We start from the raw sequence: 21,550 nt of genomic DNA, 5'->3' as shown, positions 1-21,550 counted from the left end.
TAGTAGCAAATTTCCAAAGCTTGAAAAGCTACTTATCTTAAGTTTAATATTTTGGGCATATTTGTCGAGGTAAATGTTTGACTACATGCGACCTGATTTCTAACAAATTTTTTCGACAGGATTTGAACCTGCAAGAATTAGGATACTGATATTTTCATTCCTTGCCATAGAATGTGCATATTTACTTGCAGCTTCTTGGCTAGAAAAAACATGGGCTTGATTATAGTCATAAACTATGTTGTAGATATCATTAAAACTATCAATAGTACCAACAAAACTCTGTTTCTCATTTATCAAGTCAATAATTGTAATCCTATATTTTGATTGCTCTTCTGCCCATCTCTTTTCTTCATTTGCCTTTTTCATCTTAGGGTAAATGAAATATCTAAAAATAATGACGGAAGCAAATAATAAAATAGTTACAAAATCGCCCATAAATAACTCCTATAGATTGTTGAGATATTCACTCTGAACGCGTACAGCCTCTTTATATTCTCTCATTGTTTTAGGATGTCTGATAACAGAAAAAAGTACTTGACTAGCAATTAGCGCATATCGGACAAAAAATGTAATAATAAATGCAAAAGCAACGGTCTTTACATTCTCGGTATAATCCCTAGAAATTTTATTTTCGTTGATTGTATAGTGGTGTTCCCTAGCTAAACTCTCTGCAGTAACATTTTTTATACCATCCTTACTAAAAATCGAGCGACGATATCTAAAAATCTTCTTGGGATCATATGGAAATTTGAAGAGTTGATAGTCCGAATACCAGAAGAATGTATACACTGATAACATCAAATAAGCAAAAAATAAAATTGTTCCTACATTGATTTCTCCAAATAAAAATGGTATTAGACCCCAGAAAAGATTGAAATAGAAAACATCACCTAAATAGTATTTCAAAGGTACCTTAGGTGTATCAAAATAATTTTTAAAAAATGTTGTAATTTTTTTCATAAAAAGTCTCCAAAATTAGTAGTAGATAGATTAGCATCTCCTTGTAAGGCTCCTCCTTTAGCACATTTTTTTCATACAGTGCTATCTATCTCTTATATTGTACCCCCCCCCCGAACATATTTGTCAAGGTAAATGTTAAAAAAATTGAATTTTAAAAAGCCGGATTGCTCCGACTTCTTCTAGTCTATTAACTCAGATAGTGACTTTTTTGTCCTGACTGTCAGCTCATAAGGAAATTCCAGATAGGTTTTGCCATTTTTCTCATAGAGATAGGCAATTTTATTATAAGGTTGAAAGGTCAGTTGATAATAATTTTCTACTCCAACTGGCTGGTCTTGATTACTGGCATTGTCTAAGAAATAGGGATGAATTTGGACAAGCTCTGTCAGAAGCTCTTCTACTTCGCTACCTTTTAGCATTCCTATCTCTTCTCCATCCTGATTGCTGATTAAAATCTGGTCCGATTGAGGGAACCTAATTTCCGTTTTCCTCATGTGAAAATAGCCAATACTCAAGCAGATACAAGATAGAACAATACAAATCAACCACTTCTTTTTCATAATAAAACCTGCCTTTTTGAGTAAATTTTATCAAGCACAGAAAAATATGTCAAGAGAAAACTCAAACATTTATTGAAAACGAGCGATTTTTTTCAACCGCAATCTGAGGGCAATCCCACAGACAAAAATCCCTGAAATCAAGCCAATCCAATAAGCTTCTGGACCCATTTTGAAAAATCTTTCAAGGAAAAAGGCAACTGGGAAGGTCATGGACCAATAGGCAACTAAGCCAAGTATAAATGGAACTGTCGTATCCTTGTAGCCCCGCAAAATTCCCTGAATGGGAGCTGTATAGGCATCTGCTAGTTGGAACATGAGGGCAAAGCTTAGAAAATGCGAGGTCAGACGGATAAAATCTGCGTCATTGCCGTAGAGGAAAGCGACTTTGGAACGGAAAAAATAAAGAAAAGTAAGTGTCAATCCTGCAAAACCTAGTGCCACCAAGCGTCCTAAACGGCTGTAGGCTTTCACATCCTGAGGTCGTTTAGCCCCTACTTCATAGGCAATGACAATGGCTAGGGCTGAAGAAACCGAGGCAGGAAAGGCGTAAAGCAAAGTAGCAAAGTTCATTGCTGACTGATGGGCTGCGATAATTTGGGCTGAAAATTGTGCCATATACAAACCGACCACTGCGAAAATAGCAACCTCGGCAAAGACCTGCAAGCCAATCGGCAGACCAACCTTCAAGCCTTCCTTCAATAAAGAAAGGTCAATCGAACTCCACCGCCAAATCTCATAAGAAGCAATGGTCTTATTTTTGCACATGACCATGACGATAACCAGTAACACAGCCCAGTAAGCTAAAGCAGTCCCCAATCCAGCTCCTGCTCCGCCCAGGGCCGGTAGGCCCATTTTCCCATAAATCAAGAGATAGTTAAAGAGACTGTTAAAGGGAACCAGAAGCAGCATGAGGTACATGGAGAGGCGGGTCAAGCCCAAGGCGTCGAAAAAGGACCGACAGACGCTGAAAAGCAAGAGGGGGAGGATGCCAATAGAGATATAGGAGAGGTACTGCCTGCCGACCTGAAAGACCTCTTTGTCAAGGTCAAACTGTGCCAAGGCGGGAATGGCAAGCAGGTAGACCAAGAGCCAGAGAAGGACTGTCAGCCCAAGGGCTAGATAGACAAACTGATGAAATTCCTGTCGGATTTTTATCTTCTCTCCTTGTCCTAGATATTGAGCAATGATTGGAACAAGTGCAGATACGATGCCCGTCAAAAATGAGAACAAGGGATTCCAAAGACTGGTCGCCATGGAAACACCTGCCAAATCCATGGTGCTGTACTGGCCTGTCATCATGGTATCGATAAAGGAGGCCGAATAATTAGCAAATTGATAAATCAAAATAGGCAAAAATATCTTCATAAAGAGCCAAAATTTTTCTCTATTACTCGATGTTTGGTACATAAGCTTCTTCTTTCAACATAATACTAATATTGTAACAAGAAAAGGACCTGCCTTGCAAGTCCTCATTCATTAAATTGAATCACCATTCCAGATAGAGTTTTTCACGATAACATAGTCCACGTGTTTCAAGCTGGTAATATCACGACCACCTGCATAGGAAATAGAGGATTGCAAATCTTGCTCCATTTCAATCAGAGTATCTTTCAAATGTCCTTTGGCTGGCAGGAGAATTTTCTTACCTTCAACGTTTTTGTAAGCACCTTTTTGGTATTCGGAGGCGGAACCGTAGTATTCCTTGAACTGTTTGCCATCCACTTCTACTGTCTTACCTGGGCTCTCGATATGACTTGCAAAGAGGGAGCCAATCATGACCATGCTAGCACCAAAGCGGATGGATTTGGCAATGTCTCCGTGGGTGCGAATACCACCATCCGCAATAATTGGCTTACGAGCAGCTTTTGAACACCAACGAAGGGCAGCCAGCTGCCAACCGCCAGTACCAAAACCAGTCTTGACCTTGGTGATGCAGACCTTACCAGGACCAATACCAACCTTTGTCGCATCTGCACCAGCATTTTCCAATTCACGAACAGCTTCAGGCGTGCCGACATTTCCAGCAATGACAAAGGTCTCAGGCAATTCTTTCTTGATGTGCTTGATCATCTTAATCACGCTGTCAGCATGTCCATGCGCAATATCAATGGTAATAAACTCAGGCGCGTCAGCTTTTAAACTAGAAACAAAGTCGTACTCATAATCTTTTACACCAACCGAAATGGAAGCAATCAAGCCTTGATCGTGCATACGTTTGATAAATGGAATACGACCAGCTTCATCGAAACGATGCATGATATAGAAATACCCTTCTTTGGCAAGCATTTCTGCCACATCTTCATCAATAATAGTCTGCATATTGGCAGGAACCACTGGCAGTTTAAAGCTGTACTTTCCAAGAGTGACAGATGTATCTGCCTCCGAACGGCTATTGATGATACATTTATTTGGAATCAACTGGATATCTTCGTAGTCAAAAACAGGTGTTTCGTTAAACATGGGCTTCTCCTCTGTTCGTTTTTAAATGATTTTTGTATTAGGAAACGGCATTTTGTTCGCCTTTCCTTAACCGACATCTATGATTATAGCTTATTGTTTGTGTTTTGTCAATATACTTTGCATATTATTCATCAACGTTCGTTTATTATCATTTTAAGAAAGAAGACAAGGATAGAATATTCGTTATATTCCGATTTAGAAGATATTCTATTGATTATTTCTAAAAACGTTCTGATTTTACTGGTTATTTTTAAAAAGAAAAGTAAAAAAATCTCCAAAAACTGAATATTTTTTTACTCAAATTCATATAATTGTGGGAATTTATCACAGTCAGGATTTTTAGGATGACAGACTTCTCGTCCAAAATAGATCATAGCCTGGTGGGCTGGTAGCCACAATTCTGGTGGCAAGACTTCCATGACCCGTTTTTCCGTTTCCAGTGGCGTAGCTGATTTTTTGACGATGTCGTGGTGTTTGCAAATCCGGCCCACATGGGTATCAACTGCAAAGGCAGGAATGCCAAAACCGACACTCAACACCACGTTGGCCGTTTTTCTGCCCACTCCAGCCAAGGCTTCTAATTCTTCCCGTGTCTGCGGAACAATGCCATCATGACGGTCCAACAGCTGCTGCGCGCATTCTTTCAGAAACTTGGCCTTATTACGATACAAGCCCAGACGAGAAATGTAGGGTTCGATGTCCTTCACTTCTGCCGCTGCCATGGCTTGTGGCGTTGGGAAGGCTGCGAACAAACCTGGCGTTGCCTTGTTAACAGCAGCATCCGTTGTCTGGGCAGACAAAAGCACCGCACAGACCAATTCAAAATGATTGCGGAAGTCCAAACTAGGCTTAGCATCAGGATAGAGGGCGATAATTTCTTCAATAACTTTTCTTGCACGTTTCTTTGATAATACCATGTGTCCATTATAGCATGAAAAAGATGATTTTTCTAAAAAGTTACCTGCATTTATCGTTAGCTCTCATGCTATAATAATCTATGAAAGGAGTTGACATTTATGGATTTACAAGAATTTTGTAGACAGGTCATTCAAGCTCGACCAATGAACAGCCACAAGGGAACCTTCGGCCGTGCCTTACTGATTGGTGGACTTTATCCTTACGGTGGTGCTATCATTATGGCTGCCCTAGCCACTGTCAATAGCGGAGCTGGCTTGGTCACTGTCGCGACTGAGAAAGAAAACATTCCAGCACTGCATAGCCACCTACCTGAAGCCATGGCCTTTTCGGTTGAGGACACTGATTTACTCATGACTAACTTAAAACATGCGGACTTGGTATTGATTGGTCCGGGTTTAGGGGATAATAGCCGAGCAGAAAACCTAGTTGACCTTGTACTTGAAAATGTATCAGAAAATCAGATTCTCGTCCTCGACGGCTCTGCCTTGACCATTATCGCCAAGCAAAATCGAAAACATTTCCCTTGTAAACAAGTCATTTTAACTCCCCACCAAAAAGAATGGGAAAGACTGTCGACTATCCCCATTGCCAAACAAACAAGCCAGACCAATCTACAAGCCTTACAAACCTTTCAAAAACATACCATTTTAGTGGCCAAGAGTTCTACTACACAAGTGCTTCAGGCAGCTCCCGAACAGATGACTCCCATCAGAGCGGGCGGCCCCTATCAAGCAACTGGAGGGATGGGTGATACGCTTGCTGGCATGATTGCAGGCTTTGCTCTGCAATTTCCACATGTAGGACTATATGATAGAGTTGTGACAGCCACCTACCTTCATTCTCATATTGCAGACCAATTAGCTCAACAATTCTATCTAGTCAAGCCTACAGACATCTCGAAAAAAATTCAAACAACCATGCATTACTTTCAGATAAAATAGGGAGTGGGAAAGAACTCGACTGGTCTAAAAAAGAGTTCCCCTCACTTCCAAACAATAGGTTCGGGCTAAAATAGTCCACTGGACTATTTTACTCCCACCCCCGTACAGCTCCAACTGTCTGGGAGACGGTTGGAGGTTGGAAATAAGGCGAACTCTGTTCGCAACAATAGTAAAGGTCAGATTTGGAGTGTAAAACACGAACAAATCTGCCAATCAACCACTGCGCTGAGATGTTGACACGAACTCTGGGTAGTGGAGCTGGGCTTTTTGCCCAGCCTTTTTTGATTGTTTTAGATACTTTCATCTTTTTTCTTTTGAGTGAGGAAAACAGTTGTAACAAGAGCAATTCCGAGGAATAGATAAGCACTCTCGTCTTTTGAACTTGTGTTCGGTAACTGTCTATCAGAAGAAGCAACTACGATACCACCTCTTATTTCCATTTTCTGAGTAGGTACTATATCCTGACGGATAGCAGATTGCGGGACAGGATGGTTTTTCAGCGCTAGTACAGTAAAGGATGGTACTTGATTCTTATCCGGACTCAATTGATGACTAGGAGTTGGCGATTGGATAGGGGACACATTTGCGGTCGTATCGACCTTGCTAGAATGCGTGTTCTCTACCACTTCCTGCTGTTTTTCTGATGCAGGTAGGGGAGGCTGCACCGGTTTCCCTGGTTTTTCTTCAGATGGAAGGCCAGGTTCTACAGGTGGTGGTGTAGGTTTAGCATCTGACTTGATGTTTGATTCGGTATTCTCAGGAGATTGGTTTTCGCTAGTTGGTGATGCTACACCATCCAATGCTACTTGAGCTGCCTGAAGCTCAGCCAATGCTTGATCAACGCTCACTTGGCTAGCATTCTCATCAGCAAGGACAGCTTTTGCTTTTGCAAGTGCTTGGTCATAGGTCTGTTTCACCATCTCAGAAGCATTGAGATATTTTGCATCCGTTGTTCTGACGACAGTAGATAGTGATACGGCATTTCTCAACGCACGGATATCTGTCGGCAGACCATCTAAGCTAGATTTGCTAGCTTGTAAGTTTGACAAGACTTGATCAATTTCTTTTTGGCTGGTTTGATCTTTGCCAAGTGCTAGTTGCGCTAGACGAATCGCAGTATCATAGGCAATCTTGCTAGCGTCCGACGCATTATAATAAACTGCTTGCCCTGCTACTAGTTGATAGGCTTCCAATTCTTTGACCAAAGCACTGGTATCTGTTGCTTGACCATTCAGTGCTAACTTAGCTTTAGTCAATCCTTCTATCGCTTGGTCAACATCATTTTGAAGATGTTTATTAGCTAAAATCAGCTGCGCCTCTTTCAAAACTTTATTAAACTCAGCTTGAAGCAAACTGTCTGCATTGTAATAAGTTGCCGTTTCTTCAATAGTAGCTAGTTCAGTCAGCAAGTTAGATAAAGCTCGTTTGTCAATCAAGGTCAACTGTTTACGATTTACTTGATCAACCAACACATCTACGTTCAAATCTTCGTAAAACTCATAACCTTCAGGCAGGTTTGTTGCAATCGTATATTGACCAACAGGTACAAATTTACCGTAGTCTGTTTTTGAATACTTAGCATTTGGCAATGCCAGACTTTGTCCATCTGCTGTCACCAAGTTTACATTTGTTCCCGCAGGTAAGAGTTTGTCAACATCAACCAACAAACTTGCTTTTTCTTTTGCAAGAACATAGAAATCAACCTGACCAACACTATTTTCTTCACTGATTGTTACAGTGAACTTGTTTTCACCTGCTAAGCTCGACCACTCTGTATCGTAGAGGAAGAGTTCGATACTATAGGTTCCAAATGGTAATTTGAGAATGCTTGCATTTTCTGCGTAGCGAGGTAACTCATTCACAACCTGACCATTTTGATCTCTCACGATGTATGAGAAATCAATTTGTGCATCTTCCTTGGTTGCCTGATCAAGCAAATTAACCGTCACCAAGCCATTACCATTTCCAATTCCAATTAGGTTTTCAACTTTTTCAGAACTTACATTTCCCGCAAAATCTTCTACAATGTAATAGAATTTAGAAATATCTGCTAAATCAAGAGGCAAATTGAAGCTGCCATCCTCGTTTTGAGCTACAAAAACTTTGTTATCAGTCACTGTGACATGACCTTTTTCGTCAGTAGTCGTTAAGGTTGTCAAACCATTCTCACCACTTAATAGATAGAAGACGCGTTCACGGAATATTCCTGCAGGTCCTTTTTCAGTTGCTGGACGTGGATTAAATGTGAAACTGCTGGCATCATAAGTAGCCGTTGTAACGCTTGGTGCTTGGCGGTCAACGATGACATCAAATTCCAATTTCTGCACATCTGCCCCTGGTACCTCTGGAAGATAGGTCAAGACATACTTATAGTTTCCGTCTGCCAATGGATTGCCACTTTTATCTAGACCTGACCACTCCGTCGGATAAACAACTGTTGATTTTGGATTCAACTCATTTCCGCTGTAATAATTCTTTTCGCCAGTTTCAGCCTTGCTTGTCCATAAAGCATTGGTCTGTTCTACATCATCTGCTGCATAAACAGAGGCAACAAGATTGGTATAATTTCTAAGGAAAACTCCCTTGAACAAGACCGAATCTTGAATATTGTCACCATTTGGGGAAATAGCTAGTTTTAATTGTCCTGTTTCATCCATGGAAAGAACAAATTGGTCCTGGTCATTCTTAAAGGCACCAAGAACTTTCATTTCCTCTTCAGTCATGCGATCCGTAGAATAAACTTTTTCAGAGTAATTTGTCAACAAGCCTGTAAAATCTTGGTCTTGTTTAACTTCCAGTAATTCCTCCATATTTGGTGTAAAGTAGAAACCAACCTGACCTTCTGGTAAGAGTTGATAGATAGGCGTTTCAACTACAGGTAGATTCTGAAATTCTCCCCTAAAAGCAACATAGGGAATACTGATGAGCTCTCCAGCATCCACAGGGTCTGTGAAGCGAACGAAACCTTCTAAAAAGTAGCCATTTGGCATTTCTTGGAGTAACATTTCTGAAAATTCAGAAGCGTCTACTTTGATGGTGACTTGCTGACTACTGTTAGCCTTCACTGTGATTTCTTGACCTGGAATAGCCATCAATTCGCGTGATACCAAGACTGCTAGACCTTCATACGTCTGGTCCGTATTGACATGAGTGGTATAGTTCAAGACCTTATCTTCTGAACTAATATTATGCACTTCTACCGTAAATTCAAATTGGTCACCAACATTTCCCAAAGTCAAGCTAGGATAGCTATCCAGACCTGTAACAAAGAGATCTGTTGATACAGCAGCAGCAACGTCTAGCATACCTGCTCCTTGCTGGCGAGGTGAACTATAAACTTGATTAAGCGTATCAAAATGCGTTTTTGCTGTTGACATAAGTAACTGTTTGACCAGAGTTTCTAGTTCAGCAGCTGATTTATCTGGGAACTTATCTTTCAAATATTGTTTTACCAAGACTGCCGCTCCAGCTACGTGTGGCGCAGCCATACTGGTACCACTTTGAGAAGCATATTGGTTGTCATTGATAGCTGAGTAAATTGAACCGCCTGGTGCTGCTATATCTGGCTTGAGTTCTCCATCAGCAGATAGTCCCCAACTTGAAAATGCGGACATCTGACCAGCTTCTGGATTGGCAACCGTTTCAGATTCATTGTTAAACTGAATTTTGTAAGCATTGGCTGCGAGTGCTTCACCAAACTCTGCTGGAATAAAGACTGATGGTATAGCAATAGCAGTTTCATCCAAGGCCATTCCGATATTCTCTTCGCCTGGTACATTATTAAAGATAACGACACCTTCAGCACCAGCTTTTGTTGCATTGGAAATCTTGCTAGAGAAATTGATTGTACCGCGTTTAATCAGCGCCAACTTGCCTGTCAAATCAAGACCTGTAAAGTCTTCTTCCTGTCCCAAACCGGCATAAACATAATCATAAGCCTTGCCGATTTCAAATTTCTTTTCGCTTCTATCAGGATTGTCGTAGGAACTACGACCAAAATTCAAATCAGCATTGTCTTCAAGACCCACAATATTCAAAACACGCTGGCTGATAACGCTGTTATTGTAGGAAGCTACAGAAATAGCATCTTTGGCTGTTGAAGGATCAGCAACCAAACCATAATCGAGATTAGTGCTCCATGGAATTGAATGTCCTGCACCAAATGCACCATCATTACCAGCTGCAATCACAACTGAAACACCTGCTTTACGCGCTAGTTCAATAGCTGCAAGGACTGTATTGTCCATATTGACAAGCGAACCATTGGCGCCACCTAGACTCAAGTTAATGCTATCTGCACCTAGTTTAACGGCATCTTCAATAGCTCTCACATACAAGGCTGCACCTGTTGTACTATTTACATCTGAAAAGACCCGCATAAACATAACTTGTGCTTCTGGGGCAACGCCTTGAATATAGCGACCACCGTCCATGTTTGACGGATTACCAACAGCAATACCTGTAACGTGCATCCCATGAGATTGACTATCTGCTTCTTTTAGTACATCATTTCCATCCGCATAGTTATAACCAAACACAACCTTATCGCTAAACCATTTTCCATAAGAAATGCCTGCTGCCGTTTTAGCAACTTCCATGGCTTGTTCGGATTGGTATTTCGCCTTGCTTGTATCGGTTATCTTCAAGACATCATGCTCAACGTCCAATCCAGAGTCAATAATGGCAACGATACTTCCTTCACCCTTGTAGCCAGTTTCCCAAACTGTTGGGGCTGAAATCATCGAATTGCTGTCATTATCTAATGGTTTAGCCAAGCTTCTTGGAGCAAGACTTTCCTGATTTTTATCTGTCTGTTCCTGCTCTACCACCTCTATATTTGTGTCCTGCGATGACTCGCTTGTGCTTGTTTCACTTTCTGGAGCTTCCACAATTTCTTCTGTTTCAACATTGCTGACACTAGGTGCCGTTTCTTCAGCGGTAGGAAGTGTAGCAGAAACTTGTTGGGACTGATTCTCACTTGACTCATTGCTTTGTACATTATCTACAGCTTGAATCCCTTCTGATTGAGGCTTGACTTCCTCTTGCTGAGGTTGAGAATTAACTTGACCTTCAAGGATATTTTCAGCTGATGCAACTTGCTCCACCGTCTGATTGACAGCAGCATTTTCCAACACTTGTTCTGCGAAAACCTGAGAAGTTCCTGCAAAAGAAATAATGGAACCAACTAAGACTGAAACTAGCCCGAGTTTACATTTTCTGAGTGAAAATCGTTGTTTTTTCATACCATTCTCCTGTATTTTTCAATTTATTTTCCTATTTAAACATAATTTAGCCTATATTTCAAGAAAATATTGGGAATTTATGCATAATGTTTGTATTTATACAAAAAACTACCCTGAACAGTCGTTCAGAGTAGCTACTTTTTTGCATTCTTAAACAGAGTTTCTATTTCCGATACATCTTGAACTGGAGATAAAGGTCATTGTACATTCCCAGTATCTCTTGTCCGAGGTTATCATAGACTTCCATCTTCTTCATTGTTTCTTCTGAAGGATAGAAAGATTCGTCGTTCTGAGTTTCCTCATCCAACATGGCTTTTGCTGCAGGAATTGGTGTTGAGTAACCAACATATTCAGCATTGCGAAGCGCATTTTCAGGACGGAGCATGAAACTCATAAAGGCATAGGCACCTTCCAAATTCTTGGCGGTTTTAGGAATAACCATGTTATCAAACCATAGGTTAGAACCTTTTGACGGTACAACATAGCGCAGATTTTCATTGCCATCCAACATTTCACTAGCTTCACCTGAGAAGGAAACGGCAACGGCAGCTGCATCTTGGATCATATAGCCCTTGATTTCATCAGCTACGATGGCCTTGACATTTGGGGTCATATTGTAGAGGTGCTCTGCTGTTTCTTCAATTTCCGCAGGATTTTTAGAGTTTAAGCTGTACCCCAAGGATTGCAGACCAAAACCCATGACCTCACGAACACCATCAATCAACATGATGTTGTCACGGTACTCCTCTGACCACAAATCTTCCCATTCTTGGGGAGGATTTTCAACCATGGTTTCATTGTAAACAATCCCCAAGGTACCCCAGAAGTAGGGAATAGAGTAGTCATTGTTTTCATCAAAACTCAGACCCATAAACTGCGGATCGATATTGTCCAAACCTTCAATCTTTGATTTATCTAATTTTACAAGCATATCTTCTTCCGTCATTTTGGAAATCATATACTCAGAAGGAACAGCTAGGTCATAGGTCGTTCCCCCCTGCTTGATCTTGGTGTACATGGATTCGTTGGAATCAAAGGTCTGGTAATCCACCTGAATACCCGTTTCAGCTGTAAATTCTTCCAGTAATTCTGGGTCAATGTAATCTCCCCAGTTATAGATGACCAACTTATCCGTAGTCCCTTGTGTCGACTCAGCTTCTAACTTATAACTAATCCCCCACAAAATAAGGATAATGGCTACAATACCGACAAAGAATGAATACAATCGTTTCATTAGTCAGCCTCCTTTTCACGTGAGATAAAGTAATAGCCCACCACTAACAAGATTGAAAAGAGGAAGACAAGAGTTGACAAGGCATTGATTTCCAATGAAATCCCTTGACGAGCCCGAGAATAAATCTCAACAGATAGGTTTGAGTAACCATTTCCCGTTACAAAGAAGGTCACAGCAAAGTCATCCAAGGAATAGGTAAAGGCCATGAAATAACCTGCAATAATGGCTGGTGTCAAATATGGCAACATGATTTCTTTCAGCATTTGTGGCTGGGTTGCACCCAAATCATAAGCTGCTGAAATCATATCTGCATTCATTTCCTTCAATCGAGGCAAGACCATCAAGACGACAATCGGAATGGAGAAGGCAATGTGACTCAGCAAGACAGAAACAAAGCCTAATTGAAAACCAATCATAGTAAAGAGAATCAGGAAACTTGCCCCAATCATAACGTCTGGTGCTACCATCAAGATATTATTGACAGACAGCAAGGCATTTTGGAAACGAGGTTTTGCCTGATAGATATAAATTGCACCAAAGGTTCCGATAATGGTCGCAATCAATGAGCTCAAGAAAGCCAAGAAAAAGGTTTGTGCCAAAATCAACATCAGACGGCTATCACCAAGCATGGATGAAAAATGGTCCAAGGTAAAGCCTGTAAAGCCATTCATATCTCCACCTTCATTGAAGGCGTAGAAAATGAGATAGAAAATGGGCAAGTAAAGAAGGAGGAAGGCAACTGTTAAGTAGATATTTGCAAATTTCTTCATTATTTCTTCCTCTCTTTCGTCATCCACATTATCAAGAGCATGGCCAAAATCAAGACCACACCAATGGTTGAACCCATTCCCCAGTTTTGTGTGGTGAGGAAGTGTTGCTCAATAGCTGTACCAAGTGTAATCACTCGGTTACCACCAATCAAACGGGTCAACATAAAAAGGCTCAAACTTGGAATGAAAACCGCCTGAACACCAGAACGGACCCCATTCATGGAAAGAGGAAAAATAACTTTTGTAAAGGTCTGCCAAGAAGTTGCCCCCAAATCACGACTAGCATTGATAAGGTTTTTATCCAAATCATCTAGGGCATTAAAAATTGGCAAAATCATAAAGGGAATCTCGATATAAGCTGCAACAGCAATGAAGGAGAAATCCGTGAAGAGAATTTGCTGGGCACCCAGACCAATAAATTCTAAGAACTGGTTAATAGAACCATGTTGACCAAAAATACCAATAAAGGCATAGGCTTTTAGCAAGAGATTGACCCAGGTCGGCAAAATAATCAACATGAGCCAAAGCTGTCTATGCTTGAGCTTGGTCAAGAAATAGGCCGTTGGGTAAGACACCAAAAGCGTGACCAGTGTAATAATACCTGCGTAAAAAATGGAGTTAAAACTCATTCGCAGATAGGTCATATTTGGAGAATTGAAGTAGGTTTGATAATTAGCCAGAGTGAAATTACCATGAATATCAAAGAAAGATTTGAAGATAATCAGGGCAACAGGTGCGAGTACAAAGAGAAAGACCCATAGGGCATAAGGAATTGCAAAGAGCCTAGAGGTTTTCTTCATTGCGTTCCTCCTCGATGGCATTGATCAAGCCATCTTCCACTTCTTCCACTTCCACATATTCTTCAATACGGGCATCAAATTCTTCCTCTGTTTCATTGAGACGCATGATATGAATGTCTTCTGGTTCAAAATCCAGACCAATCACTTCTCCCACAATGGCCTTACGGGTTGAGTGAATCATCCATTCATTGCCCAAATCATCGTAGGCAATAATTTCATAGTGGACACCACGGAAGAGTTGGGTGTCTACTTTTACCTGCAATTTGCCTTCTTCTGGAAGAGTAATCTGTAAGTCCTCAGGACGGATGACGATTTGAACTTCTTCGTTAGGTCGCATACCACCGTCTACCGCTTCGAAGCGTTTGCCGTTAAATTCAACCAGATAGTCTTTAATCATACGGCCAGACAAGATGTTGGACTCGCCGATAAAGGTAGCAACAAAATGGTTGATTGGCTCGTCATAAATATCCACCGGCGTTCCAGACTGGACAATCTCACCTTCATTCATGACAAAAATCCAGTCACTCATGGCCAGTGCTTCTTCCTGGTCGTGGGTTACGAAGACAAAGGTAATGCCTAGACGTTGTTGCAACTCACGCAGTTCGTACTGCATTTCTGTTCTTAGTTTCAAGTCCAAGGCTGATAATGGCTCGTCGAGCAAGACAACGCGGGGCTGATTGATGATGGCACGGGCAATAGCAACCCGTTGGCGTTGACCACCAGACAATTTCTGAATAGAACGTTTCTCGTAACCTGAAAGACGGACCATTTGGAGAGCCTCGGTCACACGGCGTTCAATTTCCGCCTTGTCAACCTTGCGCAATTTAAGAGGAAAAGCCACATTTTCAAAGACAGACATATGTGGGAAGAGGGCATAGGATTGGAAAACGGTATGGACATCCCGTTTATTGGTCGGAACATCGTTTATCCGTTGACCATCCAGATAAATATCTCCTGAACTCGCATCCAATAAACCAGCAATAATATTCAAAATCGTTGATTTACCTGAACCAGAAGCTCCTAAAAGGGTATAAAATTTCCCTTCTTCCAATTCAAAACTAATATCCTTTAATACAGTTGTTCCACTGTCTTCAAATACTTTTGAAACGTGTTTAAATTCAATAATTGGCTTTTTCAATTCTCATAAATTCCTTCTTTTTAAACAGAGCCAAATGGCTAAAGTTTAGTCTTTCAGTTTGCTTTTAGTACTAGGCAACGAGCTGCAGACAGCTTGCACAGTCCAAACGTCTGTGCAAGGTTGGAAATAATACTTGCGATAGCAAGTAACTTTCGTAAGTACGGCAAAGCGAGTTCAAACAATCCAGTGGAGTGTTTGAAGTTGGAAATAAGGAAACAGAGTTTCCTCATATGCCGACGTAATAAAAGATAAACTGAATGACTATGTAGCAGCAGGGTCGCCGATAATACGCACCTCTCTCTCCAGCGTAACACCTGAAGATTTTTCAACGACTTCAATCACATGGGCGATCAAATGTTCATAATCCAATGCCGTTCCATCAGCCACATTGACCATAAAACCAGCGTGTTTTTCAGATACTTCCACACCGCCAATACGGTAGCCTTTCAAACCAGCTTCCATAATCAACTGACCTGCAAAATGACCTGGAGGGCGTTTAAAGACTGAACCACATGATGGATATTCTAATGGCTGTTTCAACTCACGCAAATGGGTCAAACGAGCCATTTCATTTTGGATAACAGGGTGATTACCAGGTTTTAGGGCAAATTTAGCAGATAAAACAATGGCACCATTCTCTTGTAGAATAGAAGAACGATAGCCAAAACGCAAGGAACGATTATCCAAGGTCTCTACGTAACCTGCAGGTGTCAAAATCTGTGCAGAAACCAAAATATGAGCGATTTCGCCACCGTAGGCACCAGCATTCATGTAAACAGCACCGCCAATACTTCCAGGAATACCACAGGCAAATTCAAAGCCAGTCAAAGAATGGAAAAGTGCAACCTTTGTCGTTTCAATCAGATTAGCCCCTGCTTCTGCTTCAATGGTGTAGCCCGAAACAGTCACAGAATTGAGCTGGTCCATGCGGATAACAAATCCACGAATACCACCATCACGAACGATAATATTACTTGAATTGCCTAGTACCTGCCAAGGAATATTTTCCTGCTTGGCAAACTCGACAATACGGACAATTTCATAACGGTTACGAGGAAAGGCTAGGTAATCAACAGCTCCTCCAACTTTTGTATAAGTATATTCTTTTAAGGGCTCGTCGAATCGAATGTCAATCCCATCCAATTCAAGCCTAATTTTATCTTTCATCATCTTCTCATTTCAATTTAAAATATACAGGTCATATTATACCAAAAAACAGCACAAAAAACGAATAGAAATCCAGTTTCTGGTCATAATTTTTTACGAAAAAAATCAGCTCTCACGGAGCTGAAAATTAGAGCACTTGAATACCCTTGGTATCTACACGGAGAGAATGAACGGTTCCATCTAGGTCTAATTGCTCAAGAGCAGCCACAAGGGCAGCTTCCTTGTCCTTGGGTGCTAATACCATAACAGTAGGTCCAGCTCCTGATAGATAGGTTGCATAGGCTCCCAATTCTTGTGCTGTTTGCTTGATTGGACAAAATTCTTTGACCAAGAGTTGGCGGAAGGGTTCATGGAACATATCTGACTGAATGGCTTTTCCAGCCTTTTCCAAATCGCCAGCCATCAAACTAGCAACAGCTACATTAGAAATGGCGCTAGCTGCCACGGCTTTTTTATAGCCCATTTGTGAAGGTAGCACCCCACGACTTTCAACGGTCCGCAAAGGGTAGTTTGGAATGAAGGCAACAAAGCTTGCCTCAGGAAACTCTGTTACCACTGCCTGTACTTTCTTATTGACATAGCTAGCAATAACTAGATTACCATAAATCGCAGGCGCCACATTGTCAGGATGCCCTTCGATTTCAGTTGCTTTGAGCAATTTTTCCTCTGCCGTCATATTCAGTCCTGCCAACTGATTGGCCAACTCAATACCTGCCACAATAACGGAACTGGATGAACCCAATCCACGCGCCAAGGGAATATCACTGGTCATCTTGATCCGATGTGGTTGCAAGTTTTTAGCCACTTTTAAAGCAGTTTTGATAAGGAGATTATTCTTATCCGATGGCACATGGTCCAGATTGTGTTCAATCATCCATTCTTCTGTCTGTTCAAAGACTTCAATGGTCAAGTATTTTGAAAGGGCAACGCCAACGGAGTCAAAACCAGGTCCAATATTGGCTGATGTTGCTGGAATAATAATTTTCATGTCTTATTCTCCCAATACCTTGAAGGTATTCAAGACAGTAAAGTCTGTTTCTTTTGCCAATTTTGCTGTTACATTTTCCAACTGTGTCTTACTCATTTCGTGGGTAACAATGACTAAGCGAGCTGTTTCACCATTGGCTGCTTGTTGCAGAATTTGCTTGAATGAAATTTCTTCTGCATTGAAAATTTCAGCCAGGCGCAACATTTGACCATTCTTATCAGCTGTTTCAATAGAGAAATAGTATTCACTCTTAACATCACTTGGAGCTGCTAATTGAAGCGGGCGACTGTATTCGTTAAAGGCTTTGCCGATAGTATTGTCTTTCAAGCGACGAACGATACGGATAATATCAGCCGTTACACTTGTTGCAGTTGGTTTCTGACCCGCACCTGGTCCATAGTACATGGACTGACCGATACCGATAGACTCCACAAAGACAGCATTCATCACACCATTGACACTCGCAAGTGGATGATTTTTCGGTAAGAAAGTTGGAGATACTTGGGCAGCAATACCAGAGGTGGTTTCTTGAATATCTCCCACAAGTTTGATGACATAGCCCAATTCTTGAGCCACTGCTACATCTTCTGGCGTGATGTTCGAAATACCCTTGTGTGCCACATGTTCAAAATCAACCGTCATACCGAAGGCAAATTGACTGAGGATAACAGCCTTGTAAGCCGCATCAATACCTTCAACATCATTTGTCGGGTCAGACTCTGCATAGCCAAGTTCCTGCGCTGTTTGAAGAGCCTTTTCGTAAGTCCAGCCCTCATCCACCATCTTGGTCAACATGAAGTTAGATGTACCATTCAAAACACCAAGGATACGAGTGACCTTGTCGGCCGCCAAAGAGTTGACCAAGGTACGCAAGATAGGAATACCGCCAGCCACAGCAGCTTCATAATAAAGTGCCAAGCCCTTTTCTTCAGCCAAGGCACGCAATTCGCTACCATGAACCGCCAACAAATCCTTATTGGCTGTAACGATATGTTTGCCAGCTTCCAAGGCACGGGTAATAAAGGTTTTAGCTGGTTCGATACGTCCCATCAATTCAACGACAATGGCAATGTCCTCATCCGCTAAAATCTCATCAATATTTGTTACAAAATTGTAGTCATGACCTGCAGCCAACAAGCGTTCTTTTTCTGCATCATCTTTGACTAGAACCTTTGCTACTTCAATACTGTCCTGTGCAGCCTTTTCAATCTTTTCTGCATTCTCTGCTAACAAAAATGGTACGCCACTTGCAACTGTACCAAATCCTAATAATCCAATCTTAACTACCATGTGATCTCCTTTAGAAAGTATTTCTCCCATTATATCAAATAGACTAACTTTTTGGCAAAAAATTTGGTATAATCATTCTAAACATATTTATGAGGAGAATGGTTTATGAAACATTCCAGATTGATCACTCTGAATAGAAAACAAAAGCGTAAAAGACGGACAAGGATTGAACGATTCTTAGACCTAGTTCCCCTAGCTATTCTGTCCCTTATTCTATTTCTCCTCTTGTCTAACATCAATCAATCAAGTAAGCAATCAGATGGACAGAATGGGCCAGCAATTTCTCAAACCAGCAAAGAGTTTACACAGGCAAGTACATCATCTCCCTTTCAGACCGACATCACTTGGGAAGTACAGGCTGAACCTGTCAAACTACCTATCCTCATGTACCATGCCATTCATGTCATGGCGCCTGAGGAAGCTGCAAATGCAAATTTGATTGTAGATCCAGCAACCTTTGAAAGTCATTTAAAAGCCTTACAGGACGCGGGCTATTACACGCTTTCACCTGAAGAGGCCTATAAGGTGCTCACTGAAAACGTCCTACCAGCTGGGAAAAAGGTAGTCTGGCTAACCTTTGATGATAGCCTCTGGGATTTCTACAGCCACGCCTACCCCCTGCTCAAGCAGTATCAGATGAAAGCCACCAATAACGTCATCACAGGTTTTACGGAATATGGACAGGCTGGTCATCTGACCATCGAGCAAATCAAGGAAATGCAGGCTGCTGGCCTTTCTTTCCAAGGTCATACTGTCAACCATCCAGACTTGGAATATAGCAGCATCGAAACGCAAGTAGCAGAATTGACCTCGTCCAAGACCTACCTAGATAGTCAGCTACAGCAAAACACCATCGCCATTGCTTATCCTGGTGGTCGCTATTCAGCTGATACAGTTGCCTTGACTGAACAAGCAGGCTACAAACTAGGTGTCACAACCAACAACGGCTTGGCTTCTGCAAGTGATGGCCTGCTCACTCTCAACCGAGTTCGCATCCTCCCAACCACTACAGCTGAAAATCTTCTTGCAGAAATTGCCTATTAAATGTTACAAACATGTCTATGAGAAAACTCCCCTGTCTTCACTGACAAGGGAGTTCGTTTTATTTATACTCAATGAAAATCAAAATCAGACTAGCTCCAAAGGTTTGGGGAACCTTTGGAGGTTAGAAATAGAACGAACGAAGTTCGCTTCTCCAAGAGCAGATAGCCCCCTACTACTTTCGCATCTTCAGGTAGTAGGCTGAAAAAATCCACAGGATTTTTTCACTCATCAAATCAAGTCAACAACGTCTGCTTTTGATTTTCGAAGAGTATTGGATTGACTAAACTGACTTTGATACAGATTATAATAGAAACCTTTGTCTGCCAAAAGACTTTCGTGGTTACCTTGTTCGATAATCTGTCCATCTTTCAAGACCAAAATCTTATCAGCTTCCTGAATGGTTGATAAGCGGTGGGCGATGACAAAACTGGTCCGCCCTTTCATCAATCGTTTCATGGCCTTTTGGATGAGAAGTTCCAAACGTGTATCAACGGAAGAAGTCGCTTCATCCAGGATGAGAATGGCTGGGTCAGCTAGCAAGGCACGCGCAATGGTCAAGAGCTGTTTCTGACCTTGGGAAATATTGCTGGATTCCTGGTTCATTTCCATATTATAACCGCCAGGCAGGGTACGGATAAAGTGGTCAACGTTGGCGGCTTTGGCTGCCTCCACAATTTCTTCATCCGTCGCATCCAGACGTCCAAATCGCAAGTTTTCCTTGATGGTCCCTTCGTAGAGCCAAGCATCCTGCAAGACCATACCAAATTGACTACGGTAGGATTGACGGGAAATCTTCCGAATGTCCTGACCATCCACCTTGATAGCACCGGATGTGACATCATAGAAACGCATGAGCAGGTTGATGAGGGTTGTCTTACCAGCCCCTGTTGGTCCAACGATAGCCACCATTTCACCTGGCTTAACATCAAGATTAAAGTTACGGATAAGCGGTTTGTCTTCTGAATAGCCAAATTCGACCTGTTCAAAGCTGACTTGTCCGGTCAGACTAGCTGTCAACTCTAGCGCATTGGCGTCTTCTTCGTCAAGCTCATCTAAGACTGAAAAGATGCGTTCAAGGGAAGATTTAGCAGACTGCAACTGGGGTGCCAACTGGGTCAAGGTTTGGACAGGCTGAGAAATCTGCCAGACGTATTGGACGAAGGCCTGCATATTACCCACCGTCAATGTACCTGCAAGGACTTTCAGACCTGACAGCAAGGCTACGACGACATAGGCAATGTTTGACAAACCGTGTACCAGAGGCATGAGCAAACCAGACATGAAACTAGCCTTGAAACCGACTTCCTGCAAATCTGCGGTAATCTGGCGAAATTCTTGCGTGGACAATTCTTCACGACCGTAGAGCTTGAGGACGTTAAAACCAGTAAGGTTTTCTTGGACAAAGCCGTTCAATCGACCTAGGGCATCAGCCTGTTGCTTGAAATAAGGCTGGGATTTGCCCATGACAAACTTGGAACCAAAATAGGTCACTGGAACCAAGGTTACGACTACAAGTGCTAGGGATACATCCAACCAGAAACACATGAAAATGGCTAGAGAGAGAGTCAGAACAGCATTGACTAACTGAAGGAAACTTTGTTGCAGGGCATTTGAAACAGTTTCCACATCGCTTGTAAAACGACCCAGCAAATCACCATACTGGTGCTTGTCAAAATAAGATACTGGAATTTTGTTAATCTTATGGCTCAAGTCCTGACGTAGCTCCTTGGTCGCCCCCTGCACTGCCTTGGTCATAAAATAGTTAGAACCATAGGCACCGATTTCATACATCAGAGCGCGCAGGGCGTAGATGGCAAGCATGATGGCAATGTAGGAATAGTTTAGTTGAGCTCCTTCTACTCCATTTGCCATGTCCAGCAAATTCTTGGTCGATTCTGTGATGATAAGCCCCAACACAAAGGGTTCCAAGGCATTCATCACTGCGCTGACAGTCTTTAGAATGACAGCGAAATAGACAGAAGATTGGTAACGACGTAGGTAGCCCCAAACACGGGTAAATACTGATGAATTCTTCAT

17 protein-coding genes are annotated in these 21,550 nt (G+C 41.8%); 2 read left to right on the top strand and 15 right to left on the bottom strand.

Annotated features, from left to right (window positions below; all coding sequences use genetic code 11):
* Window positions 1-99: 99 nt before the first annotated feature.
* The 6 genes from C1E58_RS11470 to nth form a co-directional block, all read right to left on the bottom strand.
* Window positions 100-435: a hypothetical protein gene (locus C1E58_RS11470; RefSeq protein WP_105114777.1), complete on the bottom strand. Its 336-nt coding sequence runs from the start codon at window positions 433-435 to the stop codon at window positions 100-102.
* A gap of 9 nt (window positions 436-444) precedes the next feature.
* Window positions 445-960, bottom strand: a complete 516-nt coding sequence (locus C1E58_RS11465) for a hypothetical protein (RefSeq protein ID WP_105114778.1) — start codon at window positions 958-960, stop codon at window positions 445-447.
* Window positions 961-1,139: 179 nt separating this feature from the next.
* Window positions 1,140-1,454 carry a DUF5301 domain-containing protein gene (locus C1E58_RS11460; protein WP_161941153.1) on the bottom strand — a complete coding sequence of 105 codons (315 nt, stop codon included), beginning with the start codon at window positions 1,452-1,454 and terminating at the stop codon, window positions 1,140-1,142.
* A 135-nt stretch (window positions 1,455-1,589) separates the two neighbouring features.
* Window positions 1,590-2,927 (bottom strand): MATE family efflux transporter, encoded by a 1,338-nt coding sequence (locus C1E58_RS11455; RefSeq protein ID WP_105117063.1) that lies wholly within the window; start codon window positions 2,925-2,927, stop codon window positions 1,590-1,592.
* Window positions 2,928-2,996: 69 nt separating this feature from the next.
* Window positions 2,997-3,980 (bottom strand): GMP reductase, encoded by a 984-nt coding sequence (guaC, locus tag C1E58_RS11450; protein WP_105210414.1) that lies wholly within the window; start codon window positions 3,978-3,980, stop codon window positions 2,997-2,999.
* 293 nt (window positions 3,981-4,273) lie between these two features.
* Window positions 4,274-4,897 (bottom strand): endonuclease III, encoded by a 624-nt coding sequence (gene nth / locus C1E58_RS11445; protein ID WP_105210413.1) that lies wholly within the window; start codon window positions 4,895-4,897, stop codon window positions 4,274-4,276.
* Window positions 4,898-4,996: 99 nt separating this feature from the next.
* On the opposite strand from nth, the gene C1E58_RS11440 reads away from it, so the two are divergent.
* Window positions 4,997-5,839 carry an NAD(P)H-hydrate dehydratase gene (locus C1E58_RS11440; RefSeq protein WP_105210412.1) on the top strand — a complete coding sequence of 281 codons (843 nt, stop codon included), beginning with the start codon at window positions 4,997-4,999 and terminating at the stop codon, window positions 5,837-5,839.
* A 290-nt stretch (window positions 5,840-6,129) separates the two neighbouring features.
* Here the strand turns inward: C1E58_RS11440 and C1E58_RS12565 are convergent, their stop codons facing one another.
* The 8 genes from C1E58_RS12565 to C1E58_RS11395 form a co-directional block, all read right to left on the bottom strand.
* Entirely contained in the window at window positions 6,130-11,082 is a 4,953-nt protein-coding gene (locus tag C1E58_RS12565; protein ID WP_105210411.1) for a S8 family serine peptidase, read from the bottom strand.
* 163 nt (window positions 11,083-11,245) lie between these two features.
* Window positions 11,246-12,316: an ABC transporter substrate-binding protein gene (locus C1E58_RS11425; protein ID WP_105210410.1), complete on the bottom strand. Its 1,071-nt coding sequence runs from the start codon at window positions 12,314-12,316 to the stop codon at window positions 11,246-11,248.
* On the bottom strand, window positions 12,316-13,086 hold the full coding sequence (locus C1E58_RS11420; RefSeq protein ID WP_029187210.1) for an ABC transporter permease: 771 nt from the start codon (window positions 13,084-13,086) through the stop codon (window positions 12,316-12,318). Before C1E58_RS11420 ends, C1E58_RS11425 begins: the two co-directional genes overlap by 1 nt.
* On the bottom strand, window positions 13,086-13,886 hold the full coding sequence (locus C1E58_RS11415; protein ID WP_024400543.1) for an ABC transporter permease: 801 nt from the start codon (window positions 13,884-13,886) through the stop codon (window positions 13,086-13,088). The genes C1E58_RS11420 and C1E58_RS11415 overlap by 1 nt, the downstream gene beginning before the upstream one ends.
* Complete coding sequence (locus C1E58_RS11410) at window positions 13,870-15,024, bottom strand: ABC transporter ATP-binding protein (protein ID WP_105210409.1); 1,155 nt, start codon at window positions 15,022-15,024, stop codon at window positions 13,870-13,872. The genes C1E58_RS11415 and C1E58_RS11410 overlap by 17 nt, the downstream gene beginning before the upstream one ends.
* A gap of 261 nt (window positions 15,025-15,285) precedes the next feature.
* Complete coding sequence (gene murB / locus C1E58_RS11405; protein WP_105210408.1) at window positions 15,286-16,191, bottom strand: UDP-N-acetylmuramate dehydrogenase; 906 nt, start codon at window positions 16,189-16,191, stop codon at window positions 15,286-15,288.
* Window positions 16,192-16,318: 127 nt separating this feature from the next.
* Window positions 16,319-17,179, bottom strand: a complete 861-nt coding sequence (gene thrB, locus C1E58_RS11400; RefSeq protein ID WP_105210407.1) for a homoserine kinase — start codon at window positions 17,177-17,179, stop codon at window positions 16,319-16,321.
* A 3-nt stretch (window positions 17,180-17,182) separates the two neighbouring features.
* Entirely contained in the window at window positions 17,183-18,469 is a 1,287-nt protein-coding gene (locus tag C1E58_RS11395; RefSeq protein ID WP_105210406.1) for a homoserine dehydrogenase, read from the bottom strand.
* 105 nt (window positions 18,470-18,574) lie between these two features.
* Here C1E58_RS11395 and C1E58_RS11390 point away from each other — a divergent pair, with 105 nt between their 5' ends.
* The gene (locus C1E58_RS11390; protein WP_105210405.1) at window positions 18,575-19,513 is read left to right on the top strand and encodes a polysaccharide deacetylase family protein; all 939 of its coding nucleotides are present in this window, start codon (window positions 18,575-18,577) and stop codon (window positions 19,511-19,513) included.
* A gap of 228 nt (window positions 19,514-19,741) precedes the next feature.
* Here C1E58_RS11390 and C1E58_RS11380 read toward each other — a convergent pair whose 3' ends face one another.
* On the bottom strand, window positions 19,742-21,550 hold the full coding sequence (locus C1E58_RS11380) for an ABC transporter ATP-binding protein (protein WP_105210404.1): 1,809 nt from the start codon (window positions 21,548-21,550) through the stop codon (window positions 19,742-19,744).

Origin of the sequence: Streptococcus suis (assembly GCF_002964575.1) — a bacterium.
Classification (GTDB): domain Bacteria; phylum Bacillota; class Bacilli; order Lactobacillales; family Streptococcaceae; genus Streptococcus; species Streptococcus suis_R.
The sequence above is the reverse complement of the archived record's forward strand: the minus strand, read 5'-3'. Positions and strand labels throughout refer to the sequence as shown.